The sequence below is a fragment of the Pseudomonas marincola genome, from assembly GCF_900682675.2.
Taxonomy (GTDB): Bacteria; Pseudomonadota; Gammaproteobacteria; order Pseudomonadales; family Pseudomonadaceae; genus Aquipseudomonas; species Aquipseudomonas marincola.
Genome location: NZ_LR215729.2, coordinates 1735308 through 1758431, shown reverse-complemented (window position 1 = coordinate 1758431; position 23124 = coordinate 1735308). Strand labels below are relative to the sequence as shown.

Sequence of the window (23124 nt, the reverse complement as noted above, 5' to 3'; positions counted from 1 at the left end):
ATACCAGGTGCATGAGCGCCTGCTCAGGCATTCAAGCGCTGAAGTTCGACCGCAAGCGCACGATCCAGCCGCGCGCATTGCACTTGCAACTGGGCAACCAACGCCTCCAGCACCGCAAGCGGTTGGTTGTCGGCTGCCAGCTCCAGCTCGCGGCAAAGCTCGGTCAACTCGGTTGCGCCCATATTGCTCGAACTGCCTTTGAGGCTGTGCGCGGTGAGGTGCAATTGCGCCCGGTCCGCCTGCGCACAGGCACGCTGCAGCTTGGCCAGGCGCTCGGCGGTATCGATCTGGAAGGTTTTCAGCAGCAAGGGAAAATCAGCGCCCATCAAATCTTCAAGTGCCAGCAGAATATCCATGTCTATGGGTGAACTGTTCATCCGTTAATACTCGAAGATGATGTTTCTATGGGTTGGCCCGACCATTTGAATTCGACCTGAATGCCATTTTCGGCATCGCTCCAGTCGCAAGCATCGCTTAGCTGCTTGATCAACGTCAGCCCGCGCCCGCGCAAGCTGTTGCTGGATATCCTTTGCCGGGCGACTGACTGGGCATTGAAGCCTGCCCCGCTGTCTTCAACCCGTATGATCAGCGAACCGCCCGAACCTTGCGGGCGCAGTTGCACATCAAAGCGCACGTAGCCCGACTCCAGCGTCGCCAGCCGCTCGCCACGCTGACGGTAATATTCGCTGAATCCCTGCGCATCGACTTTAAGGCTCGAGTCGAGCGCCAGCACACCGTGTTCAAGCGCATTGGAATACAACTCGACCAGCACGCTGTAAATGTCGCCCATGCGCTCTTGCAGGCCGCGCGTGCGCAGAAGCATTTCCAACAACATGGGCAGAGGATTGAAACTGCGCAGCGTCCCGCCACGAAACTCAAAACGCGTGCCCCAATCAACCGGCCCTTCGTGGCTGTCGTGAGCAAACGCGGCGCTGGCTCGACCGTGAGCGGGCGTGTCGATCATGCTCACTTCAATAAAGCTGACGTCGTCTTTGGCCTCGCCACGAAAATCGCCCAGGGCCTGCTGGATCGCAGTAAATATATTGCGCCGGCCTTCTTCACAACCCAGTACTTCAAGCAGGCGGGCCTCGCCGAACAACTCGCCCTGAGCGTTTGCCGCTTCAAGCACGCCATCGGTAAGCAGGAAAACCCGATCGCCATCCGCCAGCGGGTACACCTCAAAATCGGCCCTGAAAGCTTTCGGGTCGAGCACCCCAAGCGGCAAGTGCTTCGAAACCAATGGCACCGGCTCACCACCATCATCTGGCAACAGATAGCCCTGAGGCAGCCCGCCATTCCAGACCTTAACGATTTTCTGCTGGAAACCGACATGCAGCACGGTCGCGCAGCAGAATACATCCACCGGTAATATCTGTTTCAGCTTGCCGTTTATCTCCCGCAGGATGTCCTCAAGCGCATGCCCTTTGGCGGTCATCCCGTAGAAAATCTGCGCCAAGGGCATGGCCCCGACAGCGGCCCTGAGGCCATGGCCGGTGAAGTCACCGAGCAAAATATGCATGTCGCCCGAAGGCTGATAAGCCGCCAGCAGCAAGTCGCCGCTGAACACGGCGTAGGGCGATTGCAGGTAGCGGATATTGGCCGCATTCAGGCAACCCGAGTGGGCAACTTTGTCGAATACCGCCTTGGCCACATGCTGCTCATTCAGCAGATAATCATTATGTGCAGAAATCAGATTACGCTGCTGCAACACGGTGGCGTGCAGGCTGCGCAGCCGGTCCATCGCCAGCAATTTGGCCTCGATGATCACGCGGTTGTAAGGCTTGGCCAGAAAATCATCACCGCCGGCCTCAAGGCAACGCACCAGCGCCTCGCCCTCACTCAGGGAGGTGAGAAAAATCAGCGGCACCAGTTCTTCGCCCGAAGCCTGCTTGATCAGGCGCGCGGCTTCGAAGCCGTCCATGACCGGCATCAGAGCATCCATTAAAACCAGTTGCGGGCGCTCGCTGTGAAACAGGCTCACGGCCTCAAGGCCATTGGCGGCCGTGATCACGCGATGCCCCTGACGACTGACAATGGTCGACAAGAGCATACGGTCAGCAGCGTTGTCCTCGGCAATCAGAATGGTCAAGCGCTCAGCCATGCGTGGCGCTCACTCAACGAACGTCGAATAACTGTTCGAAATTGGAAATTGAGAGGATCTTGCGCACATCAGCGTTGCTATTGATCACACTGATTTTCGCGGTTTCGCCACCGGCATAGTCGCGCAGCAGCAACAACATGCCCAACGCTGAACTGTCGAGATAGGTCGTTTCCGCGAGGTCAACGACATAGCGCGAAGGCGAGATAGAGGCTTTTTCATAGGCGTCGCGAAAATGCTGATGGGCGGCAAAATCGAACCGTCCCTGCACCTGAATAGTCAGCACTTTTCCATCAGTCGAGGGCTGCGAAGTGATAACCATGTGAACTCCTTTTGCTAAACGGCCTTGATGAATCAATCATCACAGGGTTTACGGCTTTCGCCTAGCTCTGCTGAATAAAATTGCCGCAAGACGCACGCACAAATCAGCCAGCCGGGCCGAACCGCTGTGGATGATAGACGCTTAATCGTGACGGTGCGCCGACAGGCGCTGGGAAAGCTCATCGAGCAATTTCTGCTCGCGCTTGTCATCGGCGCGCTGGGCTTCGTCCTGATAACGCTGCACCAGTTTGCGCAGCCCTTCGAGCCGGGCATGGCGCTGCTGCCAGATTTCCCGGGCTTTGCCGAGGTTGTTGCGGTGCCAGTCGAGGCTGGTTTGCTGCTGATTGATCGCGGTGTCGAGTTGGCCGAGAAAGCGCTGATAGTTGATCAGCCACTGGCCGGAAACACCGCGCTGCCCTTCGGTGATCCATTGCTGCTGGTAATCGGCGCGGTAGCTTTCGAGGGTGCCGAGTTGCACTTCGCCCTGCGCGACCAGGCCATTGCAATGGCCCACCTGCAAGGCGGCTTCACGCTCAGCTTTTTCCGCCATGCTGATAACCGGTAACAGACGCTTGGCGCGACTCAGCGACATCTATCAGCCTGCCGGTTTGTTGGGTGGATTGAGAGTGGCCGACAGCTGGGCGCAACTGCGCAGAATATTTTCACTCTCGCCCAGGCCCTGACGCAGATAACTGACCATCAGCGGCATTTTGGCGATGGCCAGATCGGTGTCCGCATCACCGCCCGCCACATAAGCGCCGACACTGATCAGATCGCGGCTCTGCTGATACCGCGCCCACAATTGTTTGAAGCGTTGCGAGTCACGCAAATGCTCGGCAGACACCACTTGCGGCATCACCCGGCTGATTGACGCCTCGATGTCGATTGCCGGGTAATGACCTTCTTCGGCCAAACGCCGCGACAACACAAAGTGGCCGTCGAGCACACCCCGCGCCGCATCGGCGATTGGGTCCTGCTGGTCATCGCCCTCGGACAACACCGTGTAGAACGCGGTAATCGAGCCACCGCCCTGCTCGGCATTACCGGCGCGCTCCACCAGCTTGGGCAACTTGGCGAATACCGAAGGCGGATAACCTTTGGTCGCGGGCGGCTCACCAATGGCCAGAGCAATTTCACGCTGGGCCTGAGCAAAGCGCGTCAGCGAGTCCATCAGCAACAGAACATTCTTGCCCTTGTCGCGAAAATACTCGGCAATACGCGTGCAATACATCGCCGCACGAAGGCGCAACAGCGGCGCGTCATCGGCTGGTGAGGCCACCACAACCGAACGCTTGATGCCTTCGGTGCCGAGGATTTCGTCGATAAATTCTTTAACTTCGCGGCCACGTTCACCAATCAGCCCGACCACGATAATGTCGGCCTCGGTAAAGCGCGTCATCATACCGAGCAGCACACTCTTACCCACACCCGTACCGGCAAACAGACCCAAGCGCTGGCCACGGCCCACCGTGAGCAAGCCGTTTATGCTGCGAATACCAACATCCAGCGGTTCGCTGATCGGATGGCGCTTGAGTGGATTAATGGTCGGGCCATCAATCGGCACCCAGTCTTCGGCCTTCATCCGGCCCTTGCCATCCAGCGCCGCGCCGGTGCCATCCAGCACCCGACCCAGCATGGACATACCCATCGGTAAGCGACCGGTATCAGCCAGCGGCACCACGCGAGCGCCTGGCGCTATGCCGGCGAGGCTGCCGACCGGCATGAGGAATATCTTGCCGTTGGAAAACCCCATGACCTCAGCCTCGACTTGCATCGGGTTGTAGCTGTCATCATTGATTACCAAACAACGGCTGCCCAGTGAGGCACGCAGCCCCTCTGCTTCGAGCGTGAGGCCGACCATGCGCAGCAAGCGGCCTTCGACAACCGGAACCGGCGGCAATTTGACGGCGTCGGCGTAGCCGCTCATGCGCTTGCTCAGGCTTATTCGTTCAAGGCGCATCCGGGTTATCCAGATCGACATTGAGATCCGGCGTCAGCGGGTGCACGGACTGTTCGCGCTGCTGATCAAAGAGCTGCTTGAGCGCCTGGCTCAGGCGTGTCTCGATGCTTGCATCAACACGGCTGTGATTCGACTCAACCCGGCAACCGCCTGGCAACAGGGCATCGTCCTCGATGATCCGCCAATCTTCTTCGTGACGGTCGCGCAGCGCCTTGATCTGGTCGTAGTCTTGCGGATTGAGATGAATGCTGATGTTCTCTGCACCACTCGGCAGCAGCTTGAGCGCCGCGCGCAACACCTGACGCAGATTGCTGGAGTCGGTCGTCAATTCGCGCTGCACCACCTCGCGGGCGATATGACTGACCAGCTTCACCAAGGTCATCTCAAGGGCGTGGTCTTGCTCGTTGATCGGCTCGAACAGCTGATTCATGACCTGTTCAAGCGCCGCCAGCTTGGGTTCCAAAGCGGCCTGAGCCTCTTGCCGGGCCTTGAGCTGGCCGGCATGAAAACCGTCTTTCTCGCCGGTGCTGAAACCTTCGTTATAGGCTTCCTGGCGAATGGCCTCGAGTTGTTCGAGAGTCATCGGCTGAACCGACTCGGGCTCAACATCCTCGATTTCGTGGGTAGCAGGCGGCTCGGCCTCGACTACTTCGTCGGCAACCTCAGGCTCTGCCTGCGGGTCATGCGAATCAAAACTTGGCAGCGCCCAGCGGTCAAATACGTTGACGTCCTGCGCGCGAATAACCTCGCTAACGGGTTCCTTGGTGGCCATGGCTTAGAGCATCTCCTCGCCACCTTTGCCGCCCAGAACAATCTCACCAGCGTCGGCCATGCGCCGGGCGATAGTCAGAATTTCTTTTTGTGCCGCCTCGACGTCGCTGACGCGCACCGGGCCTTTGGCTTCAAGATCATCACGCAACAGCTCGGCCGCACGCTTGGACATGTTCTTGAACACCTTGTCCTTGATCGCATCATCCGCACCCTTGAGTGCCAGCACCAGCACGTCCGAGGAAACCTCGCGCATCAATGCCTGAATGCCACGGTCATCCACATCGGCCAGGTTATCGAAGACAAACATGAGGTCTTCGATTTTGCTCGACAGGTCTTCGTCCATGTCGCGGATCGAATCCATCAACTGGCTTTCCACCGAGCTGTCGAGGAAGTTCATGATGTCGGCCGCACGCTTGATCCCGCCAAGGCTGGCGCGTGTGGTGTTGGAGTTGCCGGAGAACTGTTTTTCGAGAATCAGATTGAGTTCTTTCAGCGCCGCCGGCTGCACTGTGTTCAGCGAAGACACACGCATGACAATATCCAGACGCACCTTGTGATCGAAATGACCGAGCACCTCGCCGGCCTGATCGGGGTCGAGATAAGCCACCACGATCGCCTGAATCTGCGGGTGTTCGTAACGGATCACATCGGCAACCGCGCGCGGCTCCATCCACTTCAGGCTGTCGAGACCACTGGTGTTGCCGCCCAGCAAAATCCGGTCGATCAGATTGCCGGCTTTGTCTTCGCCGAGCGCCTGAGTGAGCATTTTACGGATGTAGCCATCCGCGCCCACGCCGAGGCCGGTTTGGTCGCCGACAATTTCGACGAACTCGCCCATCACCTGCTCGACTTGTTCGCGGTGAATGTTGCGCATGTTGGCCATGGCCACGCCAACCTTCTGCACCTCTTTGGGCCCGAGATGGCGCAGCACTTGCGCGGCATCGGTCTCGCCCAGAGACAGCAGCAGGATTGCAGCCTTGTCGACCTTGTTCAGCTTAACTGCAGCGCGGTTCTCAGTCATCGTCGTTGATCCAGTCTTTAACTACGAGCGCCACTCGGCCCGGGTCTTCCGCGACCAGCCCCTTGATCGCATTCAGCTGCGCATCATACCCGTCTGAAGGGCTTGGCAAGAGCAGATTTTGTGTACCGCCAAGGCTTACCCTGTCGGCAGACAGTTCACTGTTGAGCCCGCCCATTTCGCCCAGCTCGATATCACCGTCACGGCCACCTTCGGCAAGTTCGCGGCTCTTGCTGGCACCGGTGAGGTTATTCAGCACCGGACGTAGAACGCCAAACACCAGCACCAGAATGAACAGCACGCCGAGCACCTGCTTGACCACATCCCAGAACCACGGCTGGGTGTAGAACGGAATATCGGCAATTTCTTCCGGCGCTGCAGTGCTGAACGGCGTATTAACCACGCTCACGCTATCGCCACGGCTGGCATCGAAGCCGACCGAGTCCTGCACCAGGCGGGTGAATCTGGCGATTTCATCGGCAGTCCACGGTGTACGCGTGGTCTCGCCGGTGGCCGGATCAACCTTCAGCTGATCGTCAACCACCACCGCCACAGACAACCGGCGCAAACGGCCTTGCTGCTGCTTGGTGTGACTGATCGAGCGGTCCAGCTCATAGTTACGGGTTGCCTGCTCACGCTTGTCCGCCGGGAACGGCGCCAGCATCGGCTGGCCTGTCGCCGGGTCCATGACCTGCTGGCCATTGGCATCGAGTAACGGCTGACCCGCTGCAACCGGCCCCGCTGCGCCGGGAGCGGCGGCTGCGTTGGCTTGCGCCGGTGCAGCTGCAGGGCCAGGCGGCTGATTGCTCAACGCACCAGGAACCCCTTGCGGCGGCAAACTGCTGCTGCGCTGCTCGTCAACTTTTTGCTCGCTGCGCAGTGCCGGCTGATCCGGATTGAACATCTCGGAAGTCGACTCAACTGCACTGAAATCAACATCGGCCGAAACTTCAGCCTTGTAACGGCCGCTGCCCAACACCGGCTGCAAAATATTGTGCACGCGCTGGGTGAAGAGGCTTTCGAGGCGGCGCGAGTAATCGAACTGTTTGCCGGCCATGGTCATGGCCGAGTTTTCCTGCTGATCCGACAGCAAGTTGCCCTTCTGATCGACCACAGTGACTTGCGACTTATCCAGCTCCGGCACGCTGGTCGCGACCAGATTGATAATCGCCATGACCTGGCTGGGTTCCAGCGCGCGACCGGAATACAGCTCGACCAACACCGAGGCACTTGGCCGGCGCTCATCACGCACGAACACCGAGCTCTTGGGAATGGCCAGGTGCACACGCGCAGACTTAACGTTGTTCAGGCTCGAGACGGTACGCGCCAACTCACCTTCCAGACCGCGACGATAGCGGGTGGTTTCCATGAACTGGCTCGTGCCCAGGCCTTGTTCCTGATCGAGAATTTCATAGCCCAGGCTTTTATCGACCGGCGCCACACCGGCAGCGGCCAGACGCATGCGCGCACGCGCCACATCACTGGCTTGTACCAACAACGCACCGGAGCTTGGCTCTACGGTGTAGTCGATATCGGCGGCGGCCAGAGTCTGCATAACCTGCGAGGAGTCCATGCCTTCAAGGCTGCCATACAGCGGACGGTAATCAGGTTGCTGCGACCACAACACCACGGCAAAACCGATCGCCACGCTGGCAGCCAGACCGACCATGAGGCCAACCTGACGGAGCATGCTCATGTCCGACAGGTTTTCCAGAACGGTAAGTCCGAATAACGGTTTTTTGGCGTCGCTGGCGGCGGTAGTCGCCGGGACGTTTGCTGCTAATGCTTCAGCCATGATTCAACCCGCCTTAAACCGGCATCTGCATGATGTCTTGATACGCCTGAACCAGCTTGTTGCGCACCTGCGTCATGGCCTGAAACGAGACGCTGGCCTTCTGCGAGGCGATCATCACGTCGGTCAGATCAATGCCGCTCTGGCCCATCTCGAACGCGGTGGCCAGTTGATTGGACGCTTGCTGGGTTTCGTTAACCTTATTCACCGCGCTGCCGAGCATCTCGGAAAAGCTCGGTGCGCCCGGCTCTGGCGTGCTGGCAACGGGTTTGCGCGCCATAGCCTCGGCTTGCATGGAACGCATTTCCAGCATCAAGCGATTGAATTCGACACCCTGACTCATCACATTCCTCCGTTGGCCGCGCTTTTTTGACACTTGGCGGCGCTATAACAAGGTGATTGCAACAAGGGTGCCAGTTACGCCCTAACGCTTAACTGGCGAACAAATAAGCCTCGACATCCAGACCCGCGTCACGCATTTGGGCCAATTTGTAGCGCAGGGTTCGCGGGCTGATGCCGAGGCGATCGGCCGCCTCTTTGCGCCGGCCACGCTCGGCCCGCAAGGTGTCAATAATCACCTGAAACTCACGCTGACGCAGGTCGTCGCCCAACACTCCTGCGCCCGTGACGGGCGGTTCGACTGGCGCGCTACGCACTAGTGCCACGGCAGGCGCGGCGGCTGGCGCAAGGTTAGGCATACCCGCCGGGCCCGGCAGACAGAGATCCTGCGGCTGAATCAAACCACCCTGCTGCAAGATCAGCGCGCGCTGAATGGCGTTATCCAGTTCGCGCACATTGCCCGGCCAGGCATGCGCCTGCAGGCTGAACTGCGCGGCCTCGGAGAATCGAATGGGCGCGTGGTTCATTTTTTTGACGTGATTGGCCAGCATTCTTTCAGCCAGCGGCACGATGTCGGCCGGGCGTTCACGCAATGGCAACCAGGCCAGCGGAAACACCGACAAACGATAGAACAAGTCTTCGCGGAAACGCCCCGCAGCCACTTCTGTTGCCAGATCGCGGTTACTGGTCGCCAGCACCCGAATGTCCAGCTCAATCGGTTTGCGCCCGCCGACTCGCTCAACTTCACGCTCCTGCAACACGCGGAGCATCTTGGCTTGCAGCGCCAGCGGCATTTCAGAAATCTCGTCGAGCAAGATAGTGCCGCCATTGGCCATTTCAAACTTGCCTGGCGCACTGGCAACAGCGCCGGTAAAGGCACCTTTTTCATGGCCGAACAAAGTGGCTTCCAGCATGTTGTCGGGAATCGCAGCGCAGTTGATGGCAATAAACGGCTTTTGCGCACGCGGCGACTGCTGGTGAATAAATTGCGCCAGCACTTCTTTACCAGTCCCCGACTCACCCGTAATCAGCACGGTAGAATCGCTCTGCGCCACCCGCGTTGCCAACGCCAGCAATTGCTGACTGGCCGGTTCGACAGCCACCGGACCTTGCTTGTCGCTGCTCGCCCACTGGCCTTTGGCATGTCGCGCAACCAGTTCCAGCAGCGCTTTAGGTTCAAACGGTTTAACCAGATAATCGGCAGCGCCACAGCGCATGGCATCCACCGCACGCTCGACAGCGCCATGCGCAGTCATCAGCAGCACCGGTAATTGCGGATAGCGCTCACGAATCACCGCCAACAATTGATGGCCGTCCATGCCTGGCATGTTGACGTCGCTGACGACCAGCGCAAACGGCTCCTGCGCCAGCGCAACCAGTGCAGCCTCGGCGCTGTCAGCCTCACGAAACGTGTAACCACCCAACTCGAGGGTGTCGGCCAGCGCTTCGCGCAACGGGCGATCGTCTTCGACCAGCAAAACTTTCGCAGACATGGGCTTACTCCTGAGTAACCGGTTGCGCCACTGGAATCAGCGGCAGTATCAATAGTGCAGAGGTGCCGCGGCCCAGCCGCGAGTGCATGCGCAACTCGCCCTGATGTGCACGCGCAACCGCCTTGACCACGGCAAGGCCAAGCCCGGTGCCTGTGGTTTTAGTGGTGAAGAACGGCTCGCCGAGACGCGTCAATACAGCGGGATCAATGCCGGGGCCGTTATCGGTAATTGCCAGTCGCAGGGTATTGCCGCGCTGGTACAGATGGATCTTCAGGCGCGCATCACGTCCGGCCGCCTGAATGGCGTTTTCGACCAGATTGAGCACCGTGCCGATCAGCGTGTCGCGATTGCACAGCAACTCGCCCGCCACCGCATCACACTGCCAGCGCACCTGCATGCCCTGAACATGCGACTCGCCAGCGGCACGCAATGCGCCGAACAAAGCCTGCGGTGTCAGGCGGTCCGGCAGCGGTAAATCGCCACGGGCAAAAATCAGCATGTCGCGCACCTGATGTTCAAGTTCATGCAGGCGGTCTTTCAGGCGTCCGGCAAAACGTTGCTGGGTTTCAGCCGGCAGCACCTGTTCAGTCAGATGGCTGGCATACAGCAACGCGGCGCTAAGCGGTGTGCGAATTTGGTGGGCCAGCGAGGCGACCATGCGCCCCAGCGCCGATAGCCGCTCGTGACGCGAGAGCTGATCCTGCAAACGACGGGTTTCGGTGAGGTCGGTAAGCAATACCAATTGGCCCGGCTCGCCGCGCAGTGAACGGGTGGCAATCGACAAGCGCCGACCGTCCTTGAGCGAAACCTCATGGCCATCGTCGTCACGCGGGGCAAAACTGCGGGCAATCACTTCGCGCCAGAGCATCCCGACCAGGGGCTGACCGAGCAGGTTACGCGCCACCGGATTGGCTTCGCGCACCACGCCCTGACCATCAATAACCGTTACCCCGCCCGGCAACAGATCAAGCAGGCTTTGCAGACGATGCGCCAGACGTTCTTTTTCGGCCAGCTCCTGCATGCGCTGAGCGCTGACAAACGCCAGTTCGCCCTTGAGTTCAGTGACCCGCGCCTCGAGCATGCTGTAAGACTCGGAGAGCTGCGACGACATCTGATTAAACAGATTAAAGGCATGCTCCAGGCTTTCGCGGCTGGCTTGCTCCAACGGCTCGGCAGTTGAGGACACAGCAACACGTGGCGCTTCAAGGCGACCAGCGGACTCGATGGATTGAACAGGTAAGGCACTCGGTTTCATGCTTTTCTCTCGCGCGGCGAGCCGTCATAAGACAGTCAGTTAGCAGAGAGTTAGCAATACCCGTGCCTAAAAAAATATCGTTATAAATCAACTACATAAAAATAAAGCCGAAGATTCTGTCAAACCTTCGGCTTTATTTGCGGGGGTCGCGCCAATCGCCTGACTCGACCGGTGGTTCAGCGCTTAGCTGGCGCTGTCGTCCATGCCGTCTTCGTCGCGACGATTCATGTTGTATTTACGCATCTTCTCCACCAGGGTCGTGCGGCGAATGCGCAACCGCTCAGCCGCACGCGCCACCACGCCATTGGCATCATCCAGCGCCTGCTGGATCAGGCCTTGCTCAAGATTACCGAGATAGTCTTTCAGGTCGAGCCCTTCTGCTGGCAGCATCGCCGGCATGTCCATGCCCGGCAAGCCGGCGACGATTGCTGAACGCTCGTCCATCTCGTCGAAGAAAGTCTGGCTCGCCTGCTCGTCTTCATCATCCACATGGCGGAACTTCTTCGGCAGCTCGCTCACCCCGATCACGCCGTAGGGATGCATGATCGCCATGCGCTCAACCAGATTGGCCAACTCACGAACGTTGCCCGGCCAGTCGTGACGGCAGAGCGACATGATGGCGGCTGAATTGAAACGGATCGAACCGCGCTTCTCGTGCTCCATGCGCGAGATCAGCTCGTTCATCAACAGCGGAATATCTTCGATGCGCTCGCGCAGCGGCGCCATCTCGATCGGGAACACATTCAGCCGGTAGAACAAATCTTCGCGGAAGCTTCCGCTCTCGATCATGTCCTCCAGATTTTTGTGAGTCGCCGCGATAATGCGCACATCAGCGGTTTGCGTTTTGTTGCTGCCCACGCGCTCAAACGTACGTTCCTGCAGCACCCGCAGCAGCTTGACCTGCATCGGCAACGGCATGTCGCCGATCTCATCAAGGAACAAAGTGCCGCCGCTCGCCAACTCGAAACGCCCGGCGCGCGAGGTAATTGCACCGGTAAAGGCGCCCTTCTCGTGCCCGAACAATTCGCTCTCCAGCAACTCGGCCGGAATCGCGCCGCAGTTAACCGGTACAAACGGGCCTTCACGGCGCTTGGAGTGATAATGCAGATTGCGCGCAACCACCTCTTTGCCGGTGCCCGACTCGCCCAGAATCAGCACGCTGGCTTCAGTGTCGGCCACTTGCTGCATCATCTGTCGTACATGCTGGATGGCGCGACTGGTGCCAACCAAGCTGCGAAACAGATTGGTTTCACGCTGACGGCCACGATCACGCGCCTGGTCGTGCATTTCGCGGTAGACCTGAGCGCGATGCAGCGTATCCAGGAGCTTGTTGTAGCTTGGCGGCATTTCGAGGGTGGCCAGAACCCGGCGGCGAATGTCTTCCGGCCACTCAGGCGCAACCGCCTCCTCCACCAGCAATACGGGCAGACAGGCGTCGTATTCGAATATGTGTTTGAGCAAGCCTATCAGTGGCTGTGAGGCTTCAACTTCACCGACCCAGGCACACAAAACATCGCGGCTTGACTCAAGCTTGGTAACGGCCTCTTGCCAGTCCTGACTGCCGCAGGCAACAAAGCTTTCACCCAGAAAACCAAGAATGACCGCCAGATCCCTTCGGCGCTCGATGTTGTCATCAATCAACAGAATTTTGGTATCACGCCACATAGTTTTTTTGGACTTCCCCGGGGTATTCGAGGCGCCCTCAAGAAAATGGGCCGCCAGCATGTTGCCAGTAGTTAAATCAATTTACCCCTGGCATGTCAATTTAATGGCGTGTTTTATTTGCAGAGTGATACGTGGAGCCGTTTTCTCAAGAACAACGGTAAACCAGCATGCAGGACTCTAGCGCGGGGATATGCGCGGAACATGCTGCTATAAAGCGGCTGTCAGCCAAACATCTGATAAACCTTGGCACCTTGATGCGACTGATTGAGCTGACGCAGCTCAGCCGCAATACGCTTTTGCTCGGCCTGGCAAACAGCGACCAACTCACGATACAGGTCGAGCATCTCTTGCATGCGCAGGCGCAGCGACTCTTCGTCTTGCACGGTTTCGAGCATGGCATCATCCACCACCTGACGGCAGCGCAAGTCCAGCTCGCTGATCGCGCTCCAGTCGTGTGTCGCCAAAGCGCTGCGCAGTGCAGTACCGGTTTCCTCGAGGCGCTGGACAGATGAGCTCATATCGACTTCCTTACGTACAAATCAGGGTTGATCAGCCGATTGCATCCCAACCGGATTTAACTTCGCGTAGCAGTGCGGATACTTCATCCAGCGGCGCCAGCTCATTTTTGGAGTTGGCGTGCATCAGGCGAGTTTCCATGTAGGTGTACAGGTTGTCCAGATTAGTGGCCAACTCACCACCCTTCTCGAAATCCAGCCCCTGACGCAGACCGCCAACAATAGCGATGGCCTTGCCAATCATTTCACCTTTGAGTGCCAGCTGCTGACGCTCCATGGCGCCGCGCGCTTGAGCGATGCGAGTCAAGCCACCTTCCATGAGCATCTGGATCAAACGGTGTGGGCTTGCGTCCACGGCACGCGCGTGCGTGTTGACTGTTTGATATTGCTTAAGGGCTGCCATCGCGTTCATTGTCGCTCTCGCTGTGTTGATTGCTGATACTTAGGGTATCGGCAAGGAGGCGAGATGCTTTAACGGAAATTTGCCAAAATTCGAGACGGAAAGGCTCAAGAACAACCATTTTGTCCCGGCCTGATTAGCCGAGACAGCCCTTCCCTACTATCAGTTATCTTTCTTGACGATGCCAGGCAGCGCCTCAAGCGATTGCGTCAAGCGGTCGCTGGTCTGCGACAACTGGCTTACCAGAGCATCCATTGCGTTGAACTGCTTATAGAGTCGTTCCTGAAGTGACTCAATGCGACGATTGAGGTCTTCTTTTTGCTTATCGATATTGGTCAGCGTCGATTGCAAGCCATCCATACGCTGCTCAAGCACACCGCCGCCTTTGATGAAGCCATCAATTTTACTGTCGAGCCGACTGGTTAAACCCGTATCACCGGTGAAGAACGTGCCAATTGAATCGAAATTATCAGTGATCGCGGTTTGCAGCTTGGTATCGTCAATGGCCAGTGTGCCATCTTTTTGGGTGGTGATGCCCATATCCGCAAGCGCATTTATTCCCGCTTGGTTTGCCGGATTAACCAACTCTTTGCGCACAGCACTGAGCAGGTTACGCACTGTCGCATCGCCCACCAAACCACCGGTAACAGGCTCTTTACCCTCGCCGACGCTAACGACTCGGGTCAACTCGTTACTGGTAGTGATGAGCGTGTTATAGGCGTCGACAAATTTCTTGATGTTGGCGGTGACGCCTGATGTGTCCTGCCCGACCTTGACGGTCGCATTCTTGCCCGACTCAGTCACAGCAACCAGAGACAAAGTAACGTCAGGAATCGCATCAGTCACAGTGTTGGTTTTGCTGTTCAGAACCAAGCCATCAACGCTGAACTCAGCGTCAGCAGATTGGGTAATGTAGCCCGCGCTGGCCGGATCCGCGCTATTCATGGCTTGGCTGCCGTCGGCACTCAGCGCAGATAGATTGCCAGTACCACTGACGATAATATCGTTGCCAGCGCCGGTGGTGGTCGAACTAAAGACCAAACGCGCTTCGCCCGTGCTTGGGTTATTGACGATGTTAGCGCTGATACCCTGGTCTTTGAGCGCTGTGTTTAACTGGTCACGCGTACTGGCAAGATCGGAGCCTGCAGCAATTTTGACTTCAGTCACTGCGCCTGAAGCGCCCAATTGCACAGAGAAGGTCTCTTCAGTTGCACCGCTTTCAAAGGTACTGGCTACAGCAGCCGTGGCAACTTTACTCGAAGTCGCCAAGCTGTTTACCACCACCGAGTAGGTACCCGGCAAGGCATTCTTTGACGCTGATGCAGTCAGCGAGCTGGTATTAGAGGAACTGGCGGTGCGGTTCTCAAACAACGTGATATCGTTCAGCCCCGCCAACGCAGTCTGGAACTCACTCAAGGCACCCTTAAGTGTTCCCAACGCAGAAAACTTGGAAGTTGTGGCAGTTTCAAGGCGCGACAGTTGCGCTGTCTTCGGGGCTGAGTCAGCATTCACCAAAGCACTGACAATGCTGTCTATGTCCAGACCGGAACCACCAAGACCTGTTATTCCTACCATGTTCTCCACCTCGTCATGGGTTTGACGCTAAATCGTCTAGAGCCAATCTCCATCAAAAATCATGCCGCCTATCCAACATCTGCGATAACTGGATAGTAATACGGCTTTTTATGCTTCAGCTCTAAACAACAAGCTGCGGACGGCATCAAGGTTTTCAGCTAACTTGAGCGCATCCTCAGACGGAATCTGCCTGATTACATCACCCGAAGTTGAATCCGTTACCTTGACCACTACACGGCCGGAAGAGTCATCCACCGCAAAGTTCAAGTCTCGGCGAATTGACTGCACATAACTCTGAATCGATGAAGCTGCCTGCTCAACTGTTTGAGCTGAGGCATCAGCCTCGATTCCAGTTTGGGCTTGTTCACTGGCCGTGATCAGATCAGTTTGAGCAGTTACCTGGTGACTACCAGTAGCTGCTAGCAGAGTTTTAGTTCCGCTGTTAACCAACGACAACGTATTCGTGGTTGCTACGTCCATCGTTAAATCCTCTGAATGGCAAGACGGGGAGAAGCGCTAAGCACTTCCCCCCGCGGTGTTTGCCTGACTAACCGGCGTGTTACTGCAGGAGGCTGAGAACGGCCTGTGGCAGCTGATTGGCCTGAGCCAAGATCGCAGTACCAGCCTGCTGCAGAACCTGGTTCTTGCTCAGGTTGGCAGTTTCAGCAGCGAAGTCAGTGTCCTGAATACGGCCTTTTGCAGCCGATACGTTCTCCGAAATGCTCTGCAGGTTGCTGATGGTGTTGTCGAAACGGTTCTGCACCGCACCGAGATCCGAACGCTGGGAGTCGATAGAGGCAATCGCCGCGTCGATGACATCGATAGCGTTCTGAGCACCGTAAGCTGTGCTTACGTCAACGTCACTAACGGTAGCCAGGATACCGGCTGGCTCGCCAGTCACTTTGGCAGCACCCGTACCAGACAGTGAGAACGCTGAAGATGAGCTCAGTTTCAGCGCACCGTTGGCAACAGCAGTACCTGCACCAATGTCAGAGGCGGTTGAGAGATCACCCGCGTTATCGCCATCCGAGTCTTCCGAAGAGCGAGCCTGAACGGTGATGTCTGCTGCGGCTGATGCAGTACTGCCGTCTGCCTGGAGACCAGAGGCGGTAAACTTGATGGCAGCGCCACTGTCCGAGCTGATCTCAAGCGTTCCATCACCATTAACTTTAGCCTGCAGACCCGAACCACTTGAGTTCACTGCGCTTACGACTTGGTCGAAGCTGGTCAGACCTGCCAAATCAATGGTCGAATCTACTTTTGAGGTATCGGTGCCAGAAACTTCAATTTTCAGATTAAAAGTTGCAACTGTAGAGGCTTTGGTAAGCACTGCATCGGTACGAGCAGACGCTTTAACCGGGGTACCAGCGCTGTTAATTTTGCTTGCAACCGAGGCTGCTGTATCAGTTGCAGCGAAAGCTTGAACGTCGGTTTGCTTACCGTTTGCCGAGATTTTCAGTGTGCCGCTTGCGTCAGCGGCACTAGTAGCAGTTGTGATTCCCAGTGCTGTACCGGCTTTATCCGAGGTGTAAGCACCGATTTTGTTGGAGCTGGCGTTGCCGATCGAAACGTTGATGGTTTCGTTAGCATTGGCGCCTACCTGGAAAGCAGTGGAGCCGAACGAGCCGTCGAGCAATTTACGACCACCGAAAGTGGTGGTTTCAGCAATACGGTTCAATTCGTTTTGCAGAGCGCCCACTTCTTTCTGCAGAGCAGAACGGTCGGTGGAGTCGTTGCTGCCGTTAGCGGCTTGCAGAGACAGGTCACGCATACGCTGCAGGATGTTGGTCGACTGCTGCAGTGCGCCTTCAGCGGTTTGCGCCAAAGAGATGCCGTCGTTGGCGTTACGAACAGCAACGCCCAGACCGCTGATCTGGCTGCCCAGACGGTTGGAGATCTGCAGACCAGCTGCGTCGTCCTTGGCGGAGTTAATGCGCGAACCGGTAGACAGACGCTGCAAAGAGGTGCTCAGCGCATTGGAAGACGAGTTCAGGTTGCGCTGAGTGTTCAGAGAAGCAACGTTAGTATTGACTGTAAGGGCCATGATTCATGCCTCCAATGGGCTAGTACTTTAGGTAACCGGGTGGTGCGAGCGTTTGGGTTGCTGTGTTGCGCTATCACCCAGTTACTTCGCATTCAAGAGTTGTATCGGCGCTACCTGCAATTGCTTTAGAAATTTTTTTGCAACTGCTTTCGGGCAAGACGTTTTAGCTTTGCCGTCAATGTGTTATCGACACAATCGAAGCCAACATGAGGGGTAATTTGCCAACGCGCATGCTCAGCCCGGTGAATATTTTCCGCGGCTAAGGCCCCTCCCCTTGCGACTCAGCGCGCGGCAATCAGTCGCTCCGCGCCCTGCAACCTGCACGCAGGCATTACAATGCCCTCGCCGTTTCAAACCAGAGAGTCTTCATGCCCGCCGCCTCCCCGCTCGCTGCCTATTTGCATGCCGTTGCCACTCAGGGCTTCCACGAAGACCCCGCGCAGCGCCAGGCTGCTGAAGCGCTGGAGGCATGCTTCAGCGCACTCAATGGCCAGGCGACTGCAATAAACGGCGTGTATTTGTGGGGCCCGGTCGGGCGCGGCAAGACCTGGCTAATGGATGCGTTCTATCAAAGCCTGCAAGCAAGCGCGCAGCCGATACCGGCGCGGCGCCAACATTTTCATCACTTCATGAGCTGGGTACACCAGCGTCTGTTTCAACTCACCGGCACTGCGGACCCGCTAAAAGCATTGGCGCGCGAGCTCAGCACTGAGGTGCGGGTGCTGTGCTTTGATGAATTGTTTGTGGGAGATATTGGCGATGCGATCATCCTCGGCAACCTGTTCCGGGTGATGTTCGACTGCGGCGTGGTCGTGGTTGCGACCTCCAACCAGCCGCCCGAAGACCTCTATGCCGATGGTTTCAACCGCGAACGTTTCTTGCCCGCTATCGCGGCCATCGAGCAACACATGCAGGTAGTCAATGTCGATGGCGGGCAGGATCACCGCCAGCATCCGGGCAAGCGCCGGCAACGCTACTGGCTAAAGGAGTCAGGCGCGCCGAGCGCCATGCCCGGGTTGTTTGCCAAGCTAAGCGGCGGGCAAACCGGCAGCGCAGAGCCACTGACAATCGGCAACCGCACACTCTCATTGGTGCAACGCTGCGAGTCGGTGCTCTGGTGTCGTTTCAGCGATCTGTGCATGCAGCCATTGGCCGCGCCGGACTTTATCGCGCTGTGCGATCAGTTCAGCGCCATCATACTCAGTGAAGTGCCCAACCTGAGCGCCAGCCAACGCAAGGCCAAGATAGCCCGTGGCACTGAAGATGCGCCGGTAAAGGTGGATGCGGGGGACCGGCAATTACCGGCATTGTCGGTACACGATGACAGCGTGCGGCGTTTTATTGCGCTGGTCGATGAATGCTACGACCGTAAAGTGCCGCTTTATATAGAAGCCGCAGTGGCGTTGACCGAGTTGTATACCGAGGGGTATCTGGCGTTCGCGTTTCGCCGCACGCTGAGTCGCTTGCAAGAGATGCAGTTACAGCGTTTCGGCCAGGTGGGTGAGGCGCAGGAGAGTATTGAGGCACCTGCACCCACCGCCGAGGCAGTCGAGTAAGCGCTAAATGGCGCGCTGATTGACCCGCGCCGACAGCACCTCGGCAGACTCCTTGCGCTCCGAGTAACGGTCGACCAGATACTCGGACTGCCCACGCAACAGCAGCGTGAACTTGACCAGCTCTTCCATCACATCGACCACGCGGTCGTAGAACGCCGAAGGTTTCATCCGCCCCGCCTCATCAAACTCCAGAAACGCCTTGGGCACCGATGATTGATTGGGAATAGTGAACATGCGCATCCAGCGGCCGAGCACGCGCAACTGGTTGACCACGTTGAACGACTGCGAGCCACCACACACCTGCATCACGGCCAACGTCTTGCCTTGCGTGGGTCGTACCGCGCCCATAGCCAACGGCACCCAGTCGATCTGAGTCTTGAACACGCCACTCATGGCGCCGTGGCGCTCGGGCGAGCACCACACTTGCCCTTCACTCCAGACCATCAATTCGCGCAGCTCAGCCACCTTTGGGTGGTCGTCCGGCACATCGTCGGCCAATGGCAAACCGGACGGATTGAATATGCGCGTCTCAGCACCGAAATGCTCAAGCAGGCGCGCGGCCTCTTCGGTCAGCAAGCGGCTGAATGAGCGCTCCCGGTTGGAGCCGTAAAGCAGCAGAATGCGCGGCTTGTGGGTAAGTTGAGCAGCAGCCTTGAGCTTGTCGATATTCGGAATATCCAACAATTGCTCATCGGCATTGGGCAGATCCGTGGCAGACAACTGCTCGGTGTGTTGGGTTATATCGGTCATCAATCAGTCCTTTGTTTGAAGTTGAGTCTCAGGGTCGAACCAGCGGCGCTTGAGCCAGAACGACACACTGACCAGCGAGATCAATACGGGCACCTCAACCAGCGGCCCGATCACCGTGGCAAACGCCACCGGAGAAGCCAGCCCGAAGGTTGCAATCGCCACCGCAATGGCCAGCTCGAAGTTGTTGCTCGCCGCGGTAAAGGCCAGCGCGGTGGTGCGCGGGTAATCGGCGCCGAGCCATTTACCCATGATAAAGCTGATGAAAAACATCACCAGAAAGTAGATCGCCAACGGGATGGCAATGCGCAAAACATCCAGCGGCAGTTCCAGCACCATGTCGCCTTTAAGGCTGAACATGGCAACGATGGTCAGCAGCAACGCCACCAGTGTCAGCGGGCTGATGCGTGGCATGAAACTGTTCTCAAACCATTCCTGCCCCTTGCGTGCGATAAGCACTTTACGGGTGATGAAGCCGGCGAAGAATGGGATACCGAGGTAGATCAACACCGACTGGGCGATGTCGATAAAACTGACCTCGACCACGCTGCCTTCCAGGCCAAACAAGGGCGGCAGAACGCCCAGAAAAAACCACGCATAGACGCTGAAAAACAGGATCTGAAAAATGCTGTTAAATGCCACCAACCCGGCGACATATTGATTGTTGCCCCCGGCGAGTTGATTCCAGACCAAGACCATGGCAATGCAACGCGCCAGACCAATCAGAATCAGGCCGGTCATGTATTCCGGCTTGTCGGAGAGAAATACCACGGCCAGCACGAACATCAGCACCGGGCCAATCACCCAGTTCTGCACCAGCGACAGCAACAGAATCCGCTTGTCCTTGAACACCTCGGGCAACTGCTCGTACTTCACCCGCGCCAATGGCGGGTACATCATTACGATCAAGCCCAGTGCAATCGGGATATTGGTGCTGCCGACCGACAAACTGTCGAGCCACACCGGGAAACCCTCAAACACACTGCCAAGGGTGATGCCCAACGCCATCGCCAGGAAAATCCATAGCGTCAGGTTGCGATCAAGAAAGGACAAACGGCTGTTACTCATTGCGCTATCTCCTTTGCCTAGAGCTGGCCAATTCGGGCCATCTGTGCATTGAGTTGCTCGCGATCCAGCTCTGCAAATGGCAACGCCATGAAAGCCTCCAGGCGACGACGAATCTGTACCAGAGTTGCATCAAACGCAGCGACCATTTGAGCCTCTGACTCATCACAGTCAGAGGGGTCTGCCAAACCCCAATGCGCTTTGTGCGCAGAACCGAAGTAGATCGGGCAAGCCTCACCCGCGGCGTTGTCACACACGGTGATGACAAAATCAGGCTGCAAATCTGCCAATGCTTCATTGCCTTTGCTGTACAGGCCTTGTGTGCTGATGCCGGCTTTCTCCAGAGTTTTAAGGCTCATCGGGTGAATCTGCCCCTTGGGCTGACTGCCCGTGCTGAATGCCTGCATGCCGGCCGGGGCGATATGGTTGAACATCGCTTCGCACAGCACGCTGCGACAGCTATTGGCAGTACACATAAAGATGACTTTCATGGTTATTTCCTAGCAGCAAGACGTGAGACGTTGAGGGCGGTCGCCCATGTGATCAAGGCGCTGCGCATCGGGCGCGAGCCAGTGCGCATTGGCCTCCAGAGTGATAGCGATGACGTGTTCGATCCAGGCTGGCAGCTCTGGGGTCAGGCGGTAATACACCCACTGCCCCTGTCGCCGGTCGGTGAGCAGGCCGCAGTTGCGCAGCTGGGCTAAATGGCGGGAAATTTTCGGCTGACTCTGCTCCAGCGCGCACATCAGCTCGCACACGCACAACTCTTGCTCACGGGCGATGAGCAACATCAAACGCACGCGAGTATCGTCAGCAAGGCACTTAAAAACAGCGGTGGGGGTTAAGTCAGCAGACATAAAAAAACCCGCTCAGGGACAATATATGGAAAATCGAATATACGAAAAAACATATATTATGTCCAGCGGGTTTTACGATTCTGCAAAAATCAGGCGCCGATTGGCATCAGGCCAACTGATACACCGCTTTTGCCTGATTGGCAGCCAACAAGCGCATGACATAGCCGATTTTGAGTAATGCAGGCCCCAGAATAGTCATTGCGTGCGCTGCGATGAGCGGCCCTATTGCGAGTAAATGATCAAACCGGTATGCAGCTACCACACCGATCACCAGCATCAGCACGCCCAAACCGAGCAGTATCGAGCTCAGCTTATGCAGTGACCATGACGCAGCCGATAGAATGAACATGTTTAACCTCACTTAACCCAGTAATCACTCATACAGGAAAAGCTGTAGCCTCAACCAAGGGCGGAGATAAGCCGCCCTTGGTTGGCTTTTACGCGTCGAGCGCGCTGGCAGGCCCGAAGAACTCGTAGTGGCACTGCCCGCTGGGCACGCCCAGCTCATTCAGATGGCGCTTAACCATTGCCATAAAAGGCTTGGGGCCGAGGAAATAGGCATCAATGTTGCGATCTTGCGGTAACCAATTACCCAGGCATTCACGTGTCAGAAAGCCGCTGGCGTCGCATTCATCGGCCGCTTGCGGCTCGCTGTAGCTCACGTAATAACGGACCTGTGGGTGAGCGGCTGTCACCGACTCAATCCAGTTCTTGAACGCATGCACACTGCCATTACGCGCGCAGTGAATGAAGTGAATGGGCCGACCGCTGTTTTTCGCCGCCTCAACCATGGCCACTGCAGGCGTAATCCCCACACCGGCTGTAATCAGGGCAATTGGCCGTGAAGACGGTTGCAAGACAAAATCACCGGCTGGCGCAAACAACTCGATGCTGTCACCCACCTGCAAGGTGTCATGCAGGTAGTTAGAAACACGCCCCTGCGCCTCACGCTTAACACTGATGCGGTACTGCTTGCCGTCACTCAGGGCAGATAGCGAGTAGTTGCGGCGCACTTCCTCACCGTCGATTTCAAGCTTCATGCCGATGTACTGGCCCGGCTGATAAGCAACGACGGCACCGCCGTCAGCTGGCACAAAGTACAGCGAGACGATCTCTTCGCATTCAGCAACCTTGCGCGCCAGGGTGAAGGTGCGAGCGCCGCGCCAGCCGCCTTCAGCTTGTTCGTTGGCTTGATACGCGCTTTCTTCAGCACCGATCAGGATGTCGGCAAGCATGCCGTAAGCCAATCCCCACGCCTCGATGACCTCATCCGTGGCGATCTCTTCGCCGAGCACTTCGCGAATGGCGCGCAACAGGCAGGTGCCAACAATCGGGTAATGCTCAGGCAGAATCTGCAACGCCACGTGCTTGTTAACGATTTGGTTGACCAACGGACCGAGCGCCTCAAGGTGATCGAGGTGCTTGGCATACATCAAGACCGCGTTGGCCAAAGCACGCTGCTGATCACCACTGGCCTGATGCGCCTGATTGAACAGCACACGCACTTGCGGGTATTCACTGAACATCAATTGATAGAAATGCCGGGTGAGTGCCTCGCCACCGGTTTCGAGCAATGGCACAGTGGATTTGATAATCGCGCGCTGCTGTGGAGTCATCATCAGTGTTCTCGCAAGTCAGAAATATCAGGGGTAC

Annotated in this window: 24 protein-coding genes; 1 reads left to right on the top strand and 23 read right to left on the bottom strand. The window is 57.3% G+C overall.

Annotated elements, in window-relative coordinates; translation table 11 throughout:
- Positions 1-23: 23 nt before the first annotated feature.
- From PMYSY11_RS08280 to PMYSY11_RS08200, 17 genes are all read right to left on the bottom strand, one after another.
- Positions 24-377: an Hpt domain-containing protein gene (locus tag PMYSY11_RS08280; protein ID WP_150548871.1), complete on the bottom strand. Its 354-nt coding sequence runs from the start codon at positions 375-377 to the stop codon at positions 24-26.
- Positions 374-2101 (bottom strand): ATP-binding SpoIIE family protein phosphatase, encoded by a 1728-nt coding sequence (locus tag PMYSY11_RS08275; protein ID WP_150548870.1) that lies wholly within the window; start codon positions 2099-2101, stop codon positions 374-376. Before PMYSY11_RS08275 ends, PMYSY11_RS08280 begins: the two co-directional genes overlap by 4 nt.
- 13 nt (positions 2102-2114) lie before the next feature.
- Positions 2115-2420 (bottom strand): STAS domain-containing protein, encoded by a 306-nt coding sequence (locus PMYSY11_RS08270; RefSeq protein WP_069901755.1) that lies wholly within the window; start codon positions 2418-2420, stop codon positions 2115-2117.
- 141 nt (positions 2421-2561) lie between these two features.
- Positions 2562-3011: a flagellar export protein FliJ gene (gene fliJ, locus PMYSY11_RS08265; protein WP_150548869.1), complete on the bottom strand. Its 450-nt coding sequence runs from the start codon at positions 3009-3011 to the stop codon at positions 2562-2564.
- A 3-nt stretch (positions 3012-3014) separates the two neighbouring features.
- Complete coding sequence (fliI, locus tag PMYSY11_RS08260; RefSeq protein WP_069901753.1) at positions 3015-4379, bottom strand: flagellar protein export ATPase FliI; 1365 nt, start codon at positions 4377-4379, stop codon at positions 3015-3017.
- On the bottom strand, positions 4369-5151 hold the full coding sequence (gene fliH, locus PMYSY11_RS08255; protein WP_150548868.1) for a flagellar assembly protein FliH: 783 nt from the start codon (positions 5149-5151) through the stop codon (positions 4369-4371). The genes fliI and fliH overlap by 11 nt, the downstream gene beginning before the upstream one ends.
- A 3-nt stretch (positions 5152-5154) precedes the next feature.
- Positions 5155-6171 (bottom strand): flagellar motor switch protein FliG, encoded by a 1017-nt coding sequence (gene fliG, locus PMYSY11_RS08250; protein WP_069901751.1) that lies wholly within the window; start codon positions 6169-6171, stop codon positions 5155-5157.
- Positions 6164-7963 (bottom strand): flagellar basal-body MS-ring/collar protein FliF, encoded by a 1800-nt coding sequence (gene fliF / locus PMYSY11_RS08245; protein ID WP_150548867.1) that lies wholly within the window; start codon positions 7961-7963, stop codon positions 6164-6166. Before fliF ends, fliG begins: the two co-directional genes overlap by 8 nt.
- Positions 7964-7976: 13 nt before the next feature.
- Positions 7977-8303: a flagellar hook-basal body complex protein FliE gene (gene fliE / locus PMYSY11_RS08240; protein WP_069901749.1), complete on the bottom strand. Its 327-nt coding sequence runs from the start codon at positions 8301-8303 to the stop codon at positions 7977-7979.
- A gap of 88 nt (positions 8304-8391) precedes the next feature.
- Positions 8392-9792: a sigma-54-dependent transcriptional regulator gene (locus tag PMYSY11_RS08235; protein ID WP_150548866.1), complete on the bottom strand. Its 1401-nt coding sequence runs from the start codon at positions 9790-9792 to the stop codon at positions 8392-8394.
- A 4-nt stretch (positions 9793-9796) separates the two neighbouring features.
- The gene (locus PMYSY11_RS08230) at positions 9797-11047 is read right to left on the bottom strand and encodes a sensor histidine kinase (RefSeq protein ID WP_150548865.1); all 1251 of its coding nucleotides are present in this window, start codon (positions 11045-11047) and stop codon (positions 9797-9799) included.
- A 183-nt stretch (positions 11048-11230) separates the two neighbouring features.
- Positions 11231-12712: a sigma-54 dependent transcriptional regulator gene (locus PMYSY11_RS08225; protein ID WP_150548864.1), complete on the bottom strand. Its 1482-nt coding sequence runs from the start codon at positions 12710-12712 to the stop codon at positions 11231-11233.
- Between the two features lie 221 nt (positions 12713-12933).
- Positions 12934-13230 (bottom strand): flagellar protein FliT, encoded by a 297-nt coding sequence (gene fliT / locus PMYSY11_RS08220; protein WP_069901747.1) that lies wholly within the window; start codon positions 13228-13230, stop codon positions 12934-12936.
- 31 nt (positions 13231-13261) lie between these two features.
- Positions 13262-13639, bottom strand: a complete 378-nt coding sequence (gene fliS / locus PMYSY11_RS08215; RefSeq protein ID WP_069901746.1) for a flagellar export chaperone FliS — start codon at positions 13637-13639, stop codon at positions 13262-13264.
- A 150-nt stretch (positions 13640-13789) separates the two neighbouring features.
- Positions 13790-15202, bottom strand: coding sequence for a flagellar filament capping protein FliD (gene fliD, locus PMYSY11_RS08210; RefSeq protein ID WP_150548863.1), 1413 nt, complete (start codon positions 15200-15202; stop codon positions 13790-13792).
- A 108-nt stretch (positions 15203-15310) separates the two neighbouring features.
- Complete coding sequence (locus tag PMYSY11_RS08205; protein ID WP_090510684.1) at positions 15311-15682, bottom strand: flagellar protein FlaG; 372 nt, start codon at positions 15680-15682, stop codon at positions 15311-15313.
- Between the two features lie 79 nt (positions 15683-15761).
- Positions 15762-17246, bottom strand: coding sequence for a flagellin (locus PMYSY11_RS08200; protein ID WP_150548862.1), 1485 nt, complete (start codon positions 17244-17246; stop codon positions 15762-15764).
- A 368-nt stretch (positions 17247-17614) separates the two neighbouring features.
- On the opposite strand from PMYSY11_RS08200, the gene zapE reads away from it, so the two are divergent.
- The gene (zapE, locus tag PMYSY11_RS08195) at positions 17615-18802 is read left to right on the top strand and encodes a cell division protein ZapE (protein ID WP_150548861.1); all 1188 of its coding nucleotides are present in this window, start codon (positions 17615-17617) and stop codon (positions 18800-18802) included.
- A 3-nt stretch (positions 18803-18805) separates the two neighbouring features.
- Here zapE and arsH read toward each other — a convergent pair whose 3' ends face one another.
- From arsH to hmpA, 6 genes are all read right to left on the bottom strand, one after another.
- Positions 18806-19552, bottom strand: coding sequence for an arsenical resistance protein ArsH (arsH, locus tag PMYSY11_RS08190; RefSeq protein WP_150548860.1), 747 nt, complete (start codon positions 19550-19552; stop codon positions 18806-18808).
- 3 nt (positions 19553-19555) lie between these two features.
- On the bottom strand, positions 19556-20617 hold the full coding sequence (gene arsB, locus PMYSY11_RS08185; protein WP_150548859.1) for an ACR3 family arsenite efflux transporter: 1062 nt from the start codon (positions 20615-20617) through the stop codon (positions 19556-19558).
- Positions 20618-20634: 17 nt separating this feature from the next.
- A complete protein-coding gene (locus tag PMYSY11_RS08180; protein WP_150548858.1) occupies positions 20635-21105 on the bottom strand; it encodes an arsenate reductase ArsC in 471 nt (156 codons plus the stop codon).
- Between the two features lie 9 nt (positions 21106-21114).
- On the bottom strand, positions 21115-21471 hold the full coding sequence (locus PMYSY11_RS08175; RefSeq protein WP_069901739.1) for a metalloregulator ArsR/SmtB family transcription factor: 357 nt from the start codon (positions 21469-21471) through the stop codon (positions 21115-21117).
- 106 nt (positions 21472-21577) lie between these two features.
- A complete protein-coding gene (locus tag PMYSY11_RS08170) occupies positions 21578-21820 on the bottom strand; it encodes a hypothetical protein (RefSeq protein WP_150548857.1) in 243 nt (80 codons plus the stop codon).
- A gap of 88 nt (positions 21821-21908) precedes the next feature.
- Complete coding sequence (hmpA, locus tag PMYSY11_RS08165) at positions 21909-23090, bottom strand: NO-inducible flavohemoprotein (protein WP_150548856.1); 1182 nt, start codon at positions 23088-23090, stop codon at positions 21909-21911.
- Positions 23091-23124: the final 34 nt, after the last annotated feature.